Origin of the sequence: Kitasatospora sp. NPDC058243 (genome assembly GCF_042882025.1) — a bacterium.
Lineage (GTDB): Bacteria > Actinomycetota > Actinomycetes > Streptomycetales > Streptomycetaceae > Kitasatospora.
Genome location: NZ_JBHVWW010000080.1, coordinates 24211 through 40514, shown reverse-complemented (window position 1 = coordinate 40514; position 16304 = coordinate 24211). Strand labels below are relative to the sequence as shown.

At 74.5% G+C, this 16304-nt stretch carries 18 protein-coding genes and 1 pseudogene; 14 read left to right on the top strand and 5 right to left on the bottom strand.

The features are described 5' to 3' along the window. The 6 genes and pseudogenes from ACFVX9_RS34935 to ACFVX9_RS34910 form a co-directional block, all read left to right on the top strand. Positions 1 to 855, top strand: a pseudogene (locus ACFVX9_RS34935) (hypothetical protein); the annotation flags it as partial. A gap of 194 nt (positions 856 to 1049) precedes the next feature. Beyond that, positions 1050 to 1775: a DUF2993 domain-containing protein gene (locus ACFVX9_RS34930; RefSeq protein ID WP_380378127.1), complete on the top strand. Its 726-nt coding sequence runs from the start codon at positions 1050 to 1052 to the stop codon at positions 1773 to 1775. A gap of 260 nt (positions 1776 to 2035) precedes the next feature. After that, positions 2036 to 2116 (top strand): Ms5788A family Cys-rich leader peptide, encoded by an 81-nt coding sequence (locus ACFVX9_RS34925; RefSeq protein WP_350517234.1) that lies wholly within the window; start codon positions 2036 to 2038, stop codon positions 2114 to 2116. A gap of 232 nt (positions 2117 to 2348) precedes the next feature. Next, positions 2349 to 3185 carry a sulfurtransferase gene (locus ACFVX9_RS34920; RefSeq protein WP_387985752.1) on the top strand — a complete coding sequence of 279 codons (837 nt, stop codon included), beginning with the start codon at positions 2349 to 2351 and terminating at the stop codon, positions 3183 to 3185. Between the two features lie 38 nt (positions 3186 to 3223). Then, positions 3224 to 3514: a DUF1416 domain-containing protein gene (locus ACFVX9_RS34915; RefSeq protein WP_030059605.1), complete on the top strand. Its 291-nt coding sequence runs from the start codon at positions 3224 to 3226 to the stop codon at positions 3512 to 3514. Positions 3515 to 3605: 91 nt separating this feature from the next. Further along, a complete protein-coding gene (locus ACFVX9_RS34910; RefSeq protein ID WP_079135696.1) occupies positions 3606 to 3878 on the top strand; it encodes a DUF3099 domain-containing protein in 273 nt (90 codons plus the stop codon). 3 nt (positions 3879 to 3881) lie between these two features. Here the strand turns inward: ACFVX9_RS34910 and ACFVX9_RS34905 are convergent, their stop codons facing one another. Further along, positions 3882 to 4244: a DsrE family protein gene (locus ACFVX9_RS34905; RefSeq protein WP_063348267.1), complete on the bottom strand. Its 363-nt coding sequence runs from the start codon at positions 4242 to 4244 to the stop codon at positions 3882 to 3884. Between the two features lie 348 nt (positions 4245 to 4592). Here ACFVX9_RS34905 and ACFVX9_RS34900 point away from each other — a divergent pair, with 348 nt between their 5' ends. The 3 genes from ACFVX9_RS34900 (at position 4593) to ACFVX9_RS34890 (ending at position 6739) form a co-directional block, all read left to right on the top strand. Beyond that, positions 4593 to 5195 (top strand): FABP family protein, encoded by a 603-nt coding sequence (locus ACFVX9_RS34900; protein ID WP_063348266.1) that lies wholly within the window; start codon positions 4593 to 4595, stop codon positions 5193 to 5195. A 106-nt stretch (positions 5196 to 5301) separates the two neighbouring features. Then, complete coding sequence (locus ACFVX9_RS34895) at positions 5302 to 5766, top strand: transcriptional repressor (protein WP_363376753.1); 465 nt, start codon at positions 5302 to 5304, stop codon at positions 5764 to 5766. Positions 5767 to 5776: 10 nt separating this feature from the next. After that, positions 5777 to 6739 carry a folate-binding protein YgfZ gene (locus ACFVX9_RS34890; protein WP_063348264.1) on the top strand — a complete coding sequence of 321 codons (963 nt, stop codon included), beginning with the start codon at positions 5777 to 5779 and terminating at the stop codon, positions 6737 to 6739. A 19-nt stretch (positions 6740 to 6758) separates the two neighbouring features. On the opposite strand, the gene dtd is transcribed toward ACFVX9_RS34890, so the two are convergent. Then, the gene (gene dtd / locus ACFVX9_RS34885; protein WP_063348263.1) at positions 6759 to 7199 is read right to left on the bottom strand and encodes a D-aminoacyl-tRNA deacylase; all 441 of its coding nucleotides are present in this window, start codon (positions 7197 to 7199) and stop codon (positions 6759 to 6761) included. 500 nt (positions 7200 to 7699) lie between these two features. Here dtd and ACFVX9_RS34880 point away from each other — a divergent pair, with 500 nt between their 5' ends. The 3 genes from ACFVX9_RS34880 to ACFVX9_RS34870 all read left to right on the top strand — a co-directional run bounded on the left by ACFVX9_RS34880 (position 7700) and on the right by ACFVX9_RS34870 (position 9738). Continuing rightward, a complete protein-coding gene (locus ACFVX9_RS34880; protein ID WP_380341865.1) occupies positions 7700 to 8320 on the top strand; it encodes an ABC transporter substrate-binding protein in 621 nt (206 codons plus the stop codon). A 62-nt stretch (positions 8321 to 8382) separates the two neighbouring features. After that, positions 8383 to 9345 (top strand): asparaginase, encoded by a 963-nt coding sequence (locus tag ACFVX9_RS34875; protein ID WP_063348262.1) that lies wholly within the window; start codon positions 8383 to 8385, stop codon positions 9343 to 9345. A gap of 183 nt (positions 9346 to 9528) precedes the next feature. Continuing rightward, positions 9529 to 9738 carry a dodecin gene (locus ACFVX9_RS34870; RefSeq protein ID WP_063348261.1) on the top strand — a complete coding sequence of 70 codons (210 nt, stop codon included), beginning with the start codon at positions 9529 to 9531 and terminating at the stop codon, positions 9736 to 9738. A gap of 86 nt (positions 9739 to 9824) precedes the next feature. On the opposite strand, the gene ACFVX9_RS34865 is transcribed toward ACFVX9_RS34870, so the two are convergent. Genes ACFVX9_RS34865 through ACFVX9_RS34855 form a run of 3 tightly spaced genes read right to left on the bottom strand, consistent with a single transcriptional unit; the run spans position 9825 to position 12720 of the window. Continuing rightward, positions 9825 to 10640, bottom strand: a complete 816-nt coding sequence (locus tag ACFVX9_RS34865; protein ID WP_380341872.1) for a heme ABC transporter ATP-binding protein — start codon at positions 10638 to 10640, stop codon at positions 9825 to 9827. Then, positions 10637 to 11698, bottom strand: a complete 1062-nt coding sequence (locus tag ACFVX9_RS34860; protein WP_363625016.1) for an iron ABC transporter permease — start codon at positions 11696 to 11698, stop codon at positions 10637 to 10639. Before ACFVX9_RS34860 ends, ACFVX9_RS34865 begins: the two co-directional genes overlap by 4 nt. Continuing rightward, complete coding sequence (locus tag ACFVX9_RS34855) at positions 11695 to 12720, bottom strand: hemin ABC transporter substrate-binding protein (protein WP_387985742.1); 1026 nt, start codon at positions 12718 to 12720, stop codon at positions 11695 to 11697. The genes ACFVX9_RS34860 and ACFVX9_RS34855 overlap by 4 nt, the downstream gene beginning before the upstream one ends. Before the next feature lie 185 nt (positions 12721 to 12905). Between ACFVX9_RS34855 and ACFVX9_RS34850 the strand changes: the two genes are divergently transcribed. Both ACFVX9_RS34850 and ACFVX9_RS34845 read left to right on the top strand, forming a co-directional pair. Further along, complete coding sequence (locus ACFVX9_RS34850; RefSeq protein WP_387985740.1) at positions 12906 to 14468, top strand: HtaA domain-containing protein; 1563 nt, start codon at positions 12906 to 12908, stop codon at positions 14466 to 14468. A 57-nt stretch (positions 14469 to 14525) separates the two neighbouring features. Beyond that, positions 14526 to 16190: an HtaA domain-containing protein gene (locus ACFVX9_RS34845; RefSeq protein WP_387985737.1), complete on the top strand. Its 1665-nt coding sequence runs from the start codon at positions 14526 to 14528 to the stop codon at positions 16188 to 16190. Positions 16191 to 16304: the final 114 nt, after the last annotated feature.

The window sequence follows — 16304 nt, the reverse complement described above, 5'->3', positions numbered from 1 at the left end:
CCGCAGCAGGGAGCGCCCGCCCTCGACTCGCCGACCATGACGCTCAAGCGCCCGGTCGCCCCCGGCGGCCCGGCGGGCGCCCCGGCCGCGCCGCCGTACGCGGCCGTCCCGGCGCAGCCCGCGCCGCCCGCCGGCCCGAGTGGCCGGACCGGTTCGCCGATCATCGATCCGGGCCTGCAGCCCGCGCTGATCACCGCCGGCGTGGCCGCGCTGCTGGCCGGCGGCGCCGCGCTCGGGCAGGTGGCGCTGGCACTGGTGGTGGCGCTGCTCCAGGTGCTGACGGCGGCCGGCTGGTTCCGGCTGAACGGGATGTGGCCGGCCCGCCAGGGCATCGCGCTCGCCGCGCTGGCTGGGCTGACCGCGGACGCGGCGGTGCTGCTGGCGGACTCCGAGGGCAGCGTGGCGGCGGTGGTCGGCACGCTGGGCGGGTTCTTCCTGTTGGTCCTGGTGCTGCAGACGTTCCGCCCCTCGGACCCGAAGGAGCGGTTCTACGCGCTGACGGTGCTCGGCTCGGCCACGGTGGTGACGGCGCTGTGCACCTCGCTGCTGGTGGCCGACTGGGTGCCGGCCGGGGTGGGCGCGGTCGCGCTGGCCACCGTGCTGGCCGCGGCGCCGCTGCCCGGTCCGAAGCTGCTGGGCCCGGTGCTGGGCCTGGCGGCGGCGGTGCTGCTGGGTCTGCTGGTGGGCGCGCCGCCGGCGCTGGGGGTGCTGGCGGGGCTGGGTGCGCTGGTCGGCCGACGCGTCGCGGCGTACGACTTCCCGTCCCGGTTCGTGCACATGACGGCGGGTGTGGCGTTGCCGCTGGCGGTGGCCTCGCCGCTGATCTGGATCGCCACGGACCTGCTGGCCGGCTGACACCCGGTCGACGACCGCGCGTCCCGCTCCGGAACCATGCTCCGGGGCGGGACGTCGTACGGTCGGGCGGGAACGGCCTCGGCCGGGGGCCGCCATGGAACACCGGGCAGGGAACGCCGGCGGGGAACGCCGGGCGAGGAACACCGAACGAGGACAGCGAACGACAAGGGCGACCGGCGACGACGGGGAGTGCGATGCGCGGATGGCTGAAGGCGACGATCGGCCTGGTGGTGCTCGCCGGCCTGCTGGTCGGCGCCGACCGGATCGCGGTCGGGGTGGCCGAGGACCAGGCCGCCGACCGGATGGTGAGCAGCGGCCGGATGAGCCAGCGGCCGGACATCTCGATCGAGGGCTTCCCGTTCCTCACCCAGGCGCTGTCGATGAAGCTGGACGACGTCCGGATCTCCTCCGACGGCCTGACCGTCGGCGACGGCGGCCGCCAGGTGGCGCTGCGCTCCTTCAAGGCCCGGCTGTCCGGCGTCACGGTGAGCGACAGCCTGAAGAGCGCCACGGTGGACAGCGGCACCGGCAGCGGCCTGATCTCGTACGCGGACCTCGCGCAGCTGCTGCCGCCGGCCTCCCAGCTGATGTCGGGGGCGGGCAAGCTGCCGGTGGGCGGCAACACCCGGCTGGCCCTGTCGTACGGCGGGCCGGGCAAGATCAAGGCCGCGCTGGGGCCGATCGCGGTCGGCGAGGGTTCGCTGCACAACAGCGGGAGCACCGTCACGGTGGACGGCTTCCAGCTCAGCGCGCTGGCCGGGATGTTCGCCGGGGTCACCGACCAGCGGCTGGCGCCGATGAGCTTCACCCTCGACTCGCTCCCGGCCGGGCTGAAGCTGGCCGACAAGGACGGGGCGACGCCGCTGCCGGAGGGCGTGCAGCTGACCTTCGAGGGCAAGGGCGTCAAGCTGCTGGGCTGACCGGCCGGTCACTTCCACTCCCGTGCCGCTCCTTCCGTTTCTTGTGTTTCTTGTGTTCCGCTCCGCGAGACGCGCCGTCCGGCGCGGATCGCGGAGCGGTGTCGTTTCCGCCCGTTGTGGGCCGTCCGGGGCCGCCGGTCTCGGACGGGACGTCTGCCCGGCAGGCCATGAAAGGGTCAAATCTCAGCATTCGGTCTATCTGGTCTCGACATTCGGTACGCTGATGACAGCGGGCCTCCGGTGTCCCTAGCATCGTCGACATGAAGCGACAGACGGATCTCACGAAGCGGCGGGCGGTCGACCTGTGCCGCGTGGCCGCCTGTCTGTGTCGAATGCGCTAACTCGGCGTTTTGGCTGGGCAGTTGAAGCCCGCCGCCGATTTTCCCGGTGACCTTGCCCGGCCACCCCGGCCGGCCGTCGCCGCCGCACCCCGCAGCTCCCCGCCCGGTCGGCCCGGACCGCCACCCTCGTCCCAGTATTCGGACAGGAATTCGGACCGCAGTCGCCCGGGCACCCGGCAGCACCTCCCGAGCAGAACCTTCCGCACACCGCCCTCGGATGGAGAACACCACCATGAGCCGCAGCGACGTCCTGGTCGACGCCGACTGGGTCCAGGCCCACCTGGACGACCCGAAGGTCGTCATCGTCGAGGTCGACGAGGACACCTCCGCGTACGACAAGAACCACATCCGCAACGCCGTCCGGATCGACTGGAAGCAGGACCTCCAGGACCCGGTCCGCCGCGACTTCATCGACCAGGCCGGCTTCGGCGCGCTGCTCAGCGCCAAGGGCATCGCCAACGACGACACCGTCGTGCTCTACGGCGGCAACAACAACTGGTTCGCCTCGTACGCCTACTGGTACTTCAAGCTGTACGGCCACGGTGACGTCCGCCTGCTGGACGGCGGCCGCAAGAAGTGGGAGCTGGACTCCCGCGACCTGGTCGCCGAGGTGCCGGCCCGCGAGGCCACCGAGTACCGGGCGCAGGCCGTCGACTCCTCGATCCGCGCCTTCCGCGACGACGTGCTCGCGGCCATCGGCCAGCTCAACCTGGTCGACGTCCGTTCGCCCGACGAGTTCTCCGGCAAGCTGCTCGCCCCGGCGCACCTCCCGCAGGAGCAGTCGCAGCGCCCCGGCCACGTGCCGAGCGCCCGCAACATCCCGTGGGCCAAGAACGCCAACGACGACGGCACCTTCAAGAGCGACGACGAGCTCAAGGCGCTGTACGAGGCCGAGGGCATCGACCTGGCGAAGGACACCATCGCGTACTGCCGCATCGGCGAGCGCTCCGCGCTCACCTGGTTCGTCCTGCACGAGCTGCTCGGCCAGGAGAACGTCAAGAACTACGACGGTTCGTGGACCGAGTACGGCAGCCTCGTCGGCGTGCCGATCGAGCTCGGCAGCAACTGAGCCCGCGGCTCGACCGTCGTCAGAAGGGAAGACAAGACATGTGCGGTGCGAAGGCCGGCGGCCCGGACCTGGCAGGAGTTGACGTGGCGAACGAAACGATCATCCAGGGTTCGGTGACCCGCGACGGTGAGCCGGTCAACGGCTACGTCCGGCTGCTCGACGAGGGGGGCGAGTTCACGGCCGAGGTGCCCACCTCGGCGACCGGCCAGTTCCGGTTCTTCGCCCGCCCGGGCAAGTGGACCCTGCGCGCGCTGGTGCCGGGCCAGACCGTGGACCGTCAGGTGGTGGCCTCCCAGGGCACCGCCGTCGAGGTCGCGATCGCGGTCTGATCGGCGCCCGATCGACCCGATCCACCTGATCCGCGGACGAAGTACACCGAGGGCCCTGCCGCGGCAGGGCCCTCGGTCGTACCGTGGAGGCGTGCAGACAAGGCGGCGGCGGCACTACTACTTCGCCCTGATGGGCGTCTGCCTGGGCCTGTTCGTGCTGGCCTGGGGCGTGGTGAGGTTCTTCTCCGTGCCCGCCGCGATCGGCATGTGCGTGGTGGCGATGGTGATCCCGCCGGCCGCCGCGGTGTTCGCCAACAAGCGGGACCCGGACGACGACTGGTGGAACGACCCGCGCTGGGACGACCCGAAGTGGGACGATCCCGGCCACGACCGGGACCGCCCCGACCACGAGGAGCACCCGTAGGCGTCAGTAGACGAGTGCCTGGACGTTGTCCGCCATGATCTCGCTGACGAAGACCTGCGCGCCCGCGATCCGGACGCCCTCGACGGTGTCCTGCTGCACGATCCCCCGGCGGGCCGCACACTGGGTGCACAGCGTCACCGAGCCGCTCGCGAGGATCGCCTCCAGCAGGTCCGGAAGCGGTGCCGCGTGCGGCAGTTCGAACTCCGCCGCCCGCCCCGGCAGGGCGAACCAGGAGGACTCCCCGGTCAGCCAGAGCGAGACCTCGATCCCGCTGGCGACGGCCACCGCCGCGACGGTGAACGCCTGCGAACACCGCTCCGGCGCATCGGCCCCGGCGGTGACCTTGATGACGAGTTTCTTCGACATGGCGCCACCTTAGAGGGCTCGCGGCCCCCGCTCGCCGTCATCCCAGGATCCCTTGGGGAAACCTTGGACGGCGGGGGAGAATCGGCGCGAACGATGACGTGGTGGGGCTCACCGCGACCGGCCGATGACCGGCGGATAGAGTGAGCGGCAGCAAAATCCACCACACTGTCGCCGCCTGGGAGCCACCCGTGTCCGGTCTGGAAATCTTCTTCGACGGTCTGCTGGCCCTCATGGCCGTGCTGATCACCTGGTTCGCCATCTTCTCGGTGATGAAGCTCTACCAGGGCCAGCGCTGATCCTGCCGTACGGTTGAGGCAGCCCACACCGACGACGACAGCGACCAGGAACATGATCGAGATCCCCTCTGACCTCCACAAGGACGTCGTCCCGCTCGCCTTCCTCCTCGGCACCTGGGAGGGCGCGGGCGTTTACGCCCCGTTGCCAGATGAAGAGGGCCCTGGCGCCGAGAAGTGCAACTTCGGCCAGGAGATCGTGATCCGGCACGACGGCCGGCCCTTCCTGGAGTTCCGCTCCCGCACCTGGGTGCTGGACAACGAGGGCGAGAAGGTCCGTCCGCTGGAGAACGAGCACGCGTTCTGGCGCATCACCAGCAACCACGACGGCACCAGCGGCGTCCGCGGGATCGAGATCTCCTCCGTCCGCGACGACGGCACCGTGGAGATCTGGTACGGCGAGCTGGCCGACGGCAAGCCGCAGATCGACGTCTCCACGGACGCGGTCGCCCGGATCGAGGGCTCGCCGGAGTACTCGGGCGGCAAGCGGCTGTACGGCTTCGTCAACGAGGAGCTGCTCTGGGTCGGCGAGAAGGCCGCCCCGAACGTGCCGCTGCGCCCGTACATGTCGGCCCAGCTGAAGAAGGTGCTCAGCCCGGCCCAGCTGATCAAGGACATCAACGACCTGCCGGACGACGGCATCGCGTTCTTCAAGTGAGCCCGGCGCTCCGCTGAGCGGTACGGCTTTCGCGTGAGGTAGGGACCGGCCGCCGGCCGGTCCCTACACTTGCCTCAGGACCCCCGACCTTGGCAGGGACAGCACCGTGGCGGACACCGGCACCACCGACTGGCAGCTCTCCGGCGACTGGAAGGCCGACCTGCGCGAACGCGGCTACCGGCTGACCCCGCAGCGGCAGCTCGTACTCGAAGCCGTCGACCGCCTCGACCACGCCACCCCCGACGAGATCCTCTGCCACGTCCGGCAGACCGCCAGCGGCGTCAACATCTCCACCGTCTACCGGACCCTGGAGCTGCTGGAGGAACTCGGCCTGGTCTCGCACGCCCACCTCGGCCACGGCGCCCCGACCTACCACCTGGCCGGCCGCCACCACCACCTGCACCTGGTCTGCCGGGACTGCGACAAGGTCTCCGAGACCGGCACCGAGATCGCCGAGCCGCTGATCAGCAGCCTGCGCGAACAGCACGGATTCGACACCGACCTCAAGCACTTCGCCATCTTCGGCCGCTGCGCCGACTGCACCGCCAAGCTCGCGGACGGCCGGTCGTAAGCTGGCCGGTATGAAGAGCCCGCTGCTGAGCCTGCCCGGAGCCGTCCCCGCCGAAGGCGCCGACGAGGGCGTCGCCGCCCACTACGGCGACATCTTCCGCGAGCAACGCAACCTCGCGCAGGGCACCGGCTTCGTCGACCTCTCGCACCGCGGCGTGCTCACCGTCACCGGCCAGGACCGCCTGGCCTGGCTGCACCTGCTGCTCACCCAGCACGTCAGCGCGCTGGCGCCGCAGGAGGCCACCGAGGCGCTGGTGCTCTCCCCGAACGGGCACGTCGAGCACGCGCTCTACCTGGTCGACGACGGCACCACCACCTGGGCGCACGTCGAGCCGGGCACCCAGGAGGCGCTGCTGGGCTACCTGGAGAGCATGAAGTTCTTCTACCGGGTGGAGGTCGCCGACGCGACCGCCGAGTACGCCGTGGTGCACCTGCCGGCGGGCTCCACCGCCTCCGTCGAAGGCGTCGCGGCGGTGCGCGAACTCCCGTACGGGCGAGACCTGTTCGTGCCGCGCGCCGAGCTGGCGAAGCTGACCGCCGGGTACGGCCCGGCGGCGGGGGTCTGGGCGTACGAGGCGCTGCGGATCGAGGGCCACCGGCCGCGGCTGGGCTTCGAGACCGACCACCGGACCATCCCGCACGAGGTGGACTGGCTGCGCACCGCCGTCCACCTGCAGAAGGGCTGCTACCGCGGACAGGAGACCGTCGCCCGGGTGCACAACCTGGGCCGGCCGCCGCGCCGCCTGGTCTTCCTGCACCTGGACGGCACCGAGGAGACGCTGCCCCCGCACGGGACGCAGGTGCGGCTGGCCGCCGAGCCGGACGGGCGCCCGCTCGGCTTCGTCACCTCCTCGGCCCGCCACCACGAGCTGGGGCCGATCGCGCTGGCGATCGTCAAGCGGAACGTCCCGGTGGACGCGGTGCTGCTGGCCGGGACGGTGCCGGGCACCCAGGACGTGATCGTCCCGCAGTAGCCCGTGCGCCCGGCTGCGGTCAGACCTCCACGAGGACGGTGAACGGGCCGTCGTTCACCAGCGCCACCTGCATGTCGGCGCCGAACCGGCCCGTCTCCACCTTGGCGCCGAGCGCGCGCAGTTGGGCGACCACCTCGTCCACCAGGGGCTCGGCGACCGGGCCGGGGGCGGCGGCGTTCCAGGTCGGGCGGCGGCCCTTGCGGGCGTCGCCGTAGAGGGTGAACTGGCTGATCACCAGCAGCGGGGCCCCGAGGTCGGAGCAGGACTGCTCGACGCCCTCGTCGTCGGCGGGCAGCAGCCGCAGCGTCCACAGCTTGCGGGCCAGTTGGGCGGCCTTGGCCGGGGTGTCCTCGTGGGTGACGCCGACCAGGACGCAGAGCCCGGGCCCCTCGATCGCGCCGACGGTCTCTCCGGCCACGGTCACCCTGGCCTCGGTCACTCGCTGCACCACTGCTCGCATGCCGCCATTGTGCCGGAGGCCCGGGGCGTGCCCGCCGGGCACCCGGTGCCGTGCCCGGCGGCACGCCGGGGCGTGCGGGAGGGGCGCGTGTGCAGGTGGTGCACGCTGGGTGGTGCACGCCTGCGCGGGGTCGGGCGCCGCTCTTCCTGCGGAAAGGTCCGGTCATATCAGCCACCCCCGTTCGCCAGGGGGCCGTTCGGGTGCACGGGCGGTGCGCCCGCGCCGGGCGGGGTGGCACGCTGGTGGACCGTACGGAGGGCCCGGCGCGCCATATGGTCCGCCGCACCGGGCCGGGCTCGGCCGGGAGGTCGAGCCGGTAGGTCAGGCGTTCTGGCGGCATCGCCCCGGTGGGTGGTTGCGGCCGGGAACCGGAACCTTCGGGGGTGGCCGGGCGTGCCAACGGACGGGACGCGTGAGCCCGTCGGGGGACGGGCCGGACCGGCGGCAGGGACGCAGTGCCGCGAGCGGGCGGGATCGGACGACGGCAGGTGGGTTGGTTGATGGACGCGAGCAGCGCGGCGTGGGACCGGTCCGGGCACGTGGCGGAGGTCGCCGGGGGCGCCGGGGCCCTGGGCACGGCGATAGAGCCCGACCTGGAGCGGCTGGGCCTGGACCAGCTGCGGATCCTGCGCCGGGAGACCCTGGAGCAGGAGGCCGACCTCTCCTACCTGCGGCGGCTGCTGCACGGGCGGATGGACATCCTGCGCGCCGAACTCGACCGCCGGCCCGGCGGCCCGCCCCGGCCGGCCGGACCGCCCGGGGCAGGCGGCGCCGACGGGCCCCCCGGCGACCTGCTGGACCGCCTCCCGGCCATCCTGACCGACGCGCCCTCCACCGTGCGGCGCTCGGCCCGGCACGTCACGCTCGGGCCGCCACGCGGCCACGAGTCCCAGCTGGAGGCGGCCGAGCTGATGGGGGACGTCCAGCTCGCCGACCTGGCCGCGCACCCGGCGGAGGAGCTGCTGGCCGCGCTGGAGCGGCTGCGCGCGCACGAGCGCGAGGTGTCCGGGCGGCGGCAGCGGCTGCTGCGGACGGCCGACGGTTGCAGCGCGGAGATCACCCGCAGGTACCGTGATGGGGAAGCACGGGTCGAGGACCTGCTCGCAGGGGGGCCGCTCTGACCGGGTGAGGTACCACGGGCGGGCGGGGCCCGGTCCACCCTCACCCCCGGAAGGCTCCCGCCATGTCCCAGTCCGCCACCCCGCCCGTCGTCCTCGCCGAGGTCATACGCTCGGGCTTCACCGAGGGCCGCCACCACGGCTCCCTGGTGCTGCTCGCCGCCGACGGCTCGGTGGAGTTCGCGCTCGGCGACCCCGACGCTCCGGTCTTCCCCCGGTCGACCGCCAAGCCGTTCCAGGCGGTGGCCACGCTGCGGGCCGGGCTGGCGATCGAGGGCGAGCTGCTGGCGCTGGCCGCCTCCAGCCACTCCGCAGAATCGTTTCATCTCGATGCTGTCCGGGCCATCCTGAGCTCCGCCGGGCTCGACGAGTCCGCCCTGCGCACCCCGGCCGACCTCCCGCTGGACGAGACCGAGGCGGAACTGCTGCTCGGCTCCGGCGGCCGCCGCGCCCCCGTCCTGATGGACTGCTCCGGCAAGCACGCCGGCTGGCTCGCCGCCTGCGTCGCCAACGGCTGGGACACCGCGAGCTACCTCGACCCCGGGCACCCGATCCAGCTGCTGGCCCGCGAGGCCCTGGAGGAGGGCACCGGCGAGACCGCCACGCACGCCGGGGTGGACGGCTGCGGCGCGCCGCTGCTGGCCGTCACGCTGACCGGCCTGGCACGCGGCTACCGCGGCCTGGTGCTGGCCGCCGAGGGCACGGCGCCCCGCCGGGTGGCCGACGCGATGCGCGCCCACCCCGAGTACGTGGCCGGCACCCGCCGGGCCGACACCTGGCTGATGCGGGCCGTCCCCGGCGCGCTGTCCAAGATGGGCGCCGAGGCCGTCCAGGTGGTGGCGCTGCCGGACGGGCGGGCGCTCGCCTTCAAGATCGACGACGGCGGCGAGCGGGCCCGCGGCCCGGTGCTGGCGGCCGCACTGCGCCGGCTCGGGGTGACCGGCGCGGACGAGACCGTCGAGCGGATCGGGGCGGCCCCGCTGCTGGGCGGAGGCGTCCCGGTCGGGCAGGTGCGGGCGGCCTTCTAGCGGCCTCCCACGGCCTCCCGGGGGCCTGCAAGGGGCCTCCCCGGGGCCTGTCGCGGCCTGCAAGGGGCCTGGCAGCGGCCTTCCAGGGGATGCGGGGCGGCCGGAGGCGGCCGTCGGCGTGCGGGCGGAGCGGCGGCGGTGCACGGTGGACCGGGGGCCGTCGCACAGCTGAGGGAGTCCGCCATGACTGACCACGTGTACCGGGTGACCGAGATCGTCGGATCCTCGACCGAGAGCGTCGACGCCGCGATCCGCAACGGGGTGGAGCGGGCCTCCCGGACGCTGCGCAACCTCGACTGGTTCGAGGTGACGCAGGTCCGGGGCCACCTGGAGGACGGCGGGGTGAAGCACTACCAGGTCGGACTGAAGCTCGGCTTCCGGCTGGAGGACTGAGCCCGCTTCCGCGGCCCGGCCCAGGCCCGCTCGCAGCCCGTCCCGCAGCCCGTCCCGCAGCCCCGCCGTCGGCCCCGGCCGCCCGGTCAGCGTTCGGGCAGCACCAGCGGCACCCCGGTGCGCGGGTGCGCCAGCACCTCGACCGGGTGGCCGTACACCTCGCTGAGCAGCGGGGCGCGCAGCACCTCGGCGACCGGCCCGTCCGCGACCGTCGACCCGGCGTTCAGCAGCACCACCCGGTCCGCGTAGGCCGCCGCCAGGGACAGGTCGTGCAGCACCACGACCACGCCGTCCCCGGCGGCGGCGCGCTCCCGGGCGACCCGCAGCACCAGCTCCTGGTGGCGCAGGTCGAGGGCGGCGGTCGGCTCGTCCAGCAGCAGCAGCGGGGCGCGCTGGGCCAGCACCCGGGCCAGCGCCACCCGGGCCCGCTCGCCGCCGGACAGGGCGGTGAACGGGCGCCCGGCGAAGGCGGCGGACTCGGTGGCGGCCATCGCCTCGGCGACCACGGCCTCGTCCTCGGCGGCGGCGGCCGTGCCGGTCCAGGGGGCGCGGCCCATCCGGACCACCTCGTCGGCGGGGAACGGGAAGGACAGCGCGGCGGACTGCGGCAGCAGCGCGCGGTGCAGGGCGAGCTCGGCGGCGCCGTAGCCGGCCAGCGGGCGGCCGCGCAGCCGGACCTCGCCGCCGTCCGGCCGGACGTCGCCGGCCAGGACGGACAGCAGGGTGGACTTGCCGGCGCCGTTCGGTCCGAGCAGCGCGACCACCTCTCCGGCGGCGACCCGCACCGACGCGCCGTCCAGTAGGGCGCGCCCGCCGATGGTCAGCCGGACGGTCTCGGCGGTCAGCAACTCGCTTCCGGGCAGGGGCCGTTCGGGCACCTCCCGGGGGGTTCGCAATCTCATGCCCAGCCTCCCTGCCTGGTCCTGGTGCGGCGCAGCAGCCAGAAGAAGAACGGACTGCCGATCAGTGCGGTGAGCACCCCGAGCGGCAGCTCGGCCGGCTCGGCGACGGTGCGGGCGGCGAGGTCGGCGGCCACCAGGACCAGCGCGCCGCCGAGCGCCGAGGCGGGCAGCAGGAAGCGGTGGCCGGGCCCGGCCAGCATCCGCAGCAGGTGCGGGACGACCAGCCCGACGAAGCCGATGATGCCGCTGACCGCGACGGCCGCGGCGGTGAGCAGCGCGACGACGGTGATCAGCACCAGCCGCATCCGTTCGACGTCCACCCCGAGGTGGCGGGCCGGGCGTTCGCCGAGGGCCAGCAGGTCCAGCTTGCGGGCGTACAGCGGGGCGACGGCCAGGCCGACGGCGGCGAACGGCAGGACGGCGAGCACCTTGCCCCAGGTGGCCTGGGAGAGCGAGCCGAGCTGCCAGAAGGTGACCTGGCTGATCGCGGCGGAGTCGGCGGTGAACAGGAAGATCCCGATCAGCGCGCCGCAGAAGGCGTTCACGGCGACCCCGGTGAGGATCAGCGTGACCACCTCGGTGCGTCCGCCGGAGCGGGCCATCAGGTACACGGCGAAGACGGTCAGCAGGCCGCTGGCGAAGGCGAAGGCGGTGATCGTCCAGCTGCCGAGGGCGTCCAGGCCGAGCACGATGCAGGCCACCGCGCCGACCGCGCCGCCCGAGGAGACGCCGATCACGGCGGGCTCGGCCAGCGGGTTGCCGAACACGCCCTGCATCAGCGCCCCGGCGCAGCCGAGCGAGCCGCCGACCAGCAGGGCGAGCACCACTCGGGGGAGCCGGACGTTCCACAGCACCGACTCGGGCACCCGGTCCAGGGCGTGCCCGCCGAGGCCGAGCCGGTGGGCGGCGGAGGCCAGGATGTCGCCGAGCGGGATGCGGTAGGCGCCGATGCCGGCGGCGAGCAGGGCGCAGAGCACCAGGGCGGCGGCGAGTCCGGCGGTGATCAGGGTGGTCCTGCTGACGGCGGGCGCGGTCTTCGCCCGTACGGCGGTGGTCACTTGGCGTCCGCCGGGTAGAGCTGGGCGGCGATCTCGCGGAGCACCTGGGGGGTGCGCGGGCCGTAGCTGAGCAGTTGGCCGTCCTCGATCGAGACGATCCGGCGGTCGAGGCCGGCCGGGGTCTGGGCGACGCCGGGCAGCTTGAGCAGGCCGTCGACGCCGCCGACCGAGTCCAGGCCCTTGCTCATCACCAGGATGGCGTCGGGCGCGGCCTTGACCAGGGCCTCGCTGGTGAGCGGGGTGAAGTCGCCGGTGAGGCCGGCGGCGGTGCCGGCGTCCTGGCCGCCGACCGCCTCGATCAGCGAGCCGGCGCCGGAGGCGGGCCCGCCGAGCAGGTAGACGGAGGCGCTGCCGCGCAGGTAGAGGAAGGCGACCTTGGGGTGGCGGGCGGCGGTCGGGGCGGCGGCCCTGGCCTCGTCGATCCGCTGTTCGGTGCGCTCCTTCAACTGCCGTCCGGCGTCCGGGACTCCGAGGGCGGCGGCGACGGTGTCGATGCGCGGGCCGACGTCGGCGAGCCGCTTGGCGTCGTCCAGGACGAGCAGCGGGACGCCGGCCGCGCGGATCTGCGCGATGGCCTCGGCCGGGCCGGTGGAGCGGTCGGCGAGGACGACGGTGGGGTGCAGCGACAGCACGCCCTCGGCGGACACGTCGTGGGCCTGGGTGATCACCGGCAGGGCGGTGGCCTGCTGGAAGGTGGTGGAGACGTCCCGGGCGACCACCTTGGGGCCGAGGCCGAGGCTGAACACCAGCTCGGAGAGGCTGCCGTTGAGCGGGATGATCCGCTCGGCGCTGGTGACGGTGACCTGGCGGCCGTCGACGGAGGCGGTGGTGGCCGGGAGCTGCGGGACGGGTTCGACGGGCAGCGGCTCGACCGCGTCGGGGGCCCGGGAGGAGCTCGCCGCGGCCGCTCCGGTGGTGGTGCCGGACGGGCCGCAGGCGGTGAGGGCGAGCAGCAGGCCGAGGGCGAGCAGCAGGAGGGCGGGCCCGCGGGCCGCCCCGGTTCGGATCGTACTGCTGCTCAACGCGCTTCCCTTCGATGGGAGTTGTCGCCGCTCCGGTCCTGGTGGAGGGGTTGCGGCGGGACTCTTGACTCATATATTAGGTTAGCCTTACCTGAGTTCCGCAAGGGGGTCGGCGCCACGCCCGACCCCTTCCTTGCCGCGTCCTTCACCGCCACTGACCGCACCCCGCCGAGGAGTGATCCGCCGTGCCCCTGTCCAGCCGGCTCCGCCGTCTGGCCGCCACCCTGGTGGCCGCCCTCGCCGCCCTGCTGGCGGTGGGCCTCTCACCCGGCCCGGCGCACGCGGCGGAGGACAAGGTCGCCGGCGGGCGGCTGGACTGGGGCATCAAGCAGTCCTTCCTGACGTACATCACCGGTCCCATCGCCAAGGGGAGTTGGACGCTCAACGGCGGCGCGGCCACGGTCGGCGGCAGCACCTTCCGGTTCCACTCCGCGACCGGCGGCTACGACCCGGCGACCGGTGCGCTGACCGCCGCCTTCTCCGGCGGGGTCCGGTTCACCGGGCACCAGGAGAACGGCGCCAACGCGCTCGACCTGAGCCTCGCCCGGCTCACCGTCCGGGCCGTCCAGGGCGGCGCGGCCGGGCTGTACGCCGACGTCAGCAGCAAGTCCAAGGACACCGGGCAGGTCAGCAGCGCGAGCCAGGCCAAACTGGCCGAGCTCTCACTGGCCGGCGTCGACCTGCGCGGCGCGGCCGGCACCCTGACGCTCAGCAACGTGCCGGGCACCCTCACCGACGCCGGGGCCAAGGCCTTCGGCAACTTCTACCCCGCCGGGACGGCCCTGGACCCGCTCACCCTCTCGGTCAACCTGCCCGCCGCGCAGCCGACTTCGCCGGCCCCGTCGCCGACCGCCGCGGCCACCCCCTCGGCGGCCGCCGTGCCGACGCCGTCGGCGACCGCCGAGACCCCGTCCGCCGAGACCCCGACCACCCCGCCCGGCGCCCAGGCCCCCGCCAGGACCGAGTTCGCCAACGGCGCCCTCGACTGGGGCGTGCGCCGCACCTTCCGCGACTACGTCACCGGCGCGATCGCCCAGGGCCGATGGGAACTCGGCGCCGGCGCGGCGGACGGCGGCGCCTACTTCCGCTGGACCCCGGCCAAGGGCGGCTACGACCCCGCGAACGGCGACCTCACCGCCGCCTTCACCGGCACCGTGCGCTTCACCGGGCTGCGCAGCGGCGACACCTACGGCCTGGACCTCACCCTCGCCAACCCGGGCGTCACCGTGGCCGGCGGCCAGGGCCGCCTGGTCGCGGACGTCTCCGGCCGGACCCCGGACGGCGCCACCCAGCAGCTCACCGGCGTCGAGCTGGGCGCCTTCGACCCGGCCGGCCTCAAGCCCGAGGGCGGCCTGCTGAAGGCCGTCGAGGTGCCGCTGAAGCTCACCGAGGGCGGCGCCAAGGCCTTCGGCGGCCTCTACCCGGCCGGCACCGAGATGGACCCGCTGAGCTTCGCCGTCGCGCTCGACCCGGCCGCGGCGCTGCCCCCGCTGCCCGACCTCGGCAGCGCCCCGGCCACCGCGCCGAGCGCCACCGCGACCCCCGCCACCAGCCCCTCCGCCGCGCCCGTCGCCTCCTCCTCCCCGGGCGGCTTCCCGGTGGCGGCCGTGGCCGGCGGCGCCGTGCTGGTGGCCGCGCTCGCCGTGACCGGCGGCCTGCTCGTCCGGCGCCGCCGCGCGGCCGCCGCGTCGGGCGCGGGCGCCGACGGCGGCCCCGGCGATGCGCCGGGCCCCGGCGACGCGGCCTGACACCCCGGAGCGTCCCCCCGCTCCCTCCCCCCGCCCCATCCGAACGGAGTACCCACCATGTCCCGCAACCGCACCCGGCTGGCCGCCCTCGCGGCCGCCACCGCCGGCCTCGGCCTGACCGCCCTCGGCGCCCCCGCACTGGCCTTCGGCGCGGGCGGCCCCGGCAGCGTCACGTACGACACCGGCGCGCTGGACTGGGGCGTGAAGGCCAGCTTCCGCAGCTACGTCAGCGGCCCGGCCTCCCAGGGCGGCGCCATCGAACTGACCGGCGGCGCCACCACCAACGCCGACGGCACCTTCCACTTCGGCCTGGCGAACGCCACGTACGACCTCGCCACCCACGCGCTGAGCTCCTCCTTCACCGGCGGGGTCCGCTTCACCGCCCACCACGGCGCGCTGGACGTCGCCCTCAGCGACCTCAAGGTCACCACCGCCGGGACGACCGGCACGCTCACCGCCGACACCGCGTCCAAGGAGTCGATGGGCGCCACCGAGGTCACCCGACGGGACGACGTGCCGCTGGTGACGTTCACCGTCGGGCGGGACACCACCACCGGGGTGCCGACGGCGGCGAAGCTGACCGAGCAGGGCGCCAAGGCCTTCGCGGGCTTCTACGCGGCCGGGACGGACATGGACCCGCTGTCGCTGCTGCTGAAGCAGAGCCCGGCGACGCCGTCGCCGACGGCCACGGCGACCGCCACCGCTTCGCCGACGGCCCCGACCCCGACCCCGACATCGACCCCGACCGCCACGGGCACGCCGACCGCCTCGCCGTCCGCCACCGGCACGCCGTCGGCCACGCCCTCCGCCACGCCGTCGGCCACCGCGACGCCGTCCGCGACGCAGTCGCCGAGCGCCACCGCCTCGCCGTCCACGAGCGCCACCCCGTCCGCGACCGGGACCCCGGCGCCCACCGGTGCCCCCGGCCGGCTGCCGGTGCTGAACGGCACCCTCGACTGGACGGTCAAGGAGAGCTTCCGCGCGTACCTGGCCACCCCGATGGCGAGCGGCAAGGTCGAGTTCGGCGGCGGCGCGGCCGACTACCGCTTCGGCGGCGCCACCGGCGGCTACAACACCGCCGACCACTCGCTGACCGCCGCGTTCGACGGCTCGGTCCGCTTCCTCGGCCACCCCGGCAAGGACGGCTGGGCGCTCGACACCACGCTCTCCAAGCTGGGCCTGACGATCGACCAGGGCGGCGCCTTCCTGACCGCCGACGTGAACGGCAAGTCCCCCGACGGCAAGGCGACGTCGCTGAGCGGCGCGCGGATCGCCAAGCTGGACGTGCCCGCCTCCGCCCTGAAGCCGGTCAACGGCGTGGTGACGCTCTCCGGCGTCCCGGCCACGCTCACCGCCGAGGGCGTCCCGGTGTTCTCCAACTACCCGGCGGGCACGGCCCTGGACCCGGTCAGCGCCACCCTGGCGTTCGACAAGGACGCCAAGCTGCCGGCCACCCCGCCGACCGCCGGGTCCGGTGCCGGCGCCGGTGCCGGTGGCGCCAACCAGCCTGCCGGAGGCCAGGGTTCGGGCACCGGTACGGTCGGCGGCGCCTCGCTGACCACCGGCGGCGGCTTGACCGGTGCGGGCGGTGCGGGCGGCGTGCTGGCCGCCACCGGTTCGCAGACCCCGGTGGTCCCGCTGCTGGCCACCGCGGCCGGTCTGCTGCTGGTCGGCGGCAGCGCCACCGTGCTGGTGCGCACCCGGCGCGGCGCGCGCTCCTGACGCACCCCCGGGACGCGCGACGGCCCCGGGGGGGAAAAAACCCCCCCGGCCCCGCCCCCCCCTCCCCCCCCCCGCCGCCCCTTTCCCCCACCACCCCCCCCCCCCCCCCCCCCC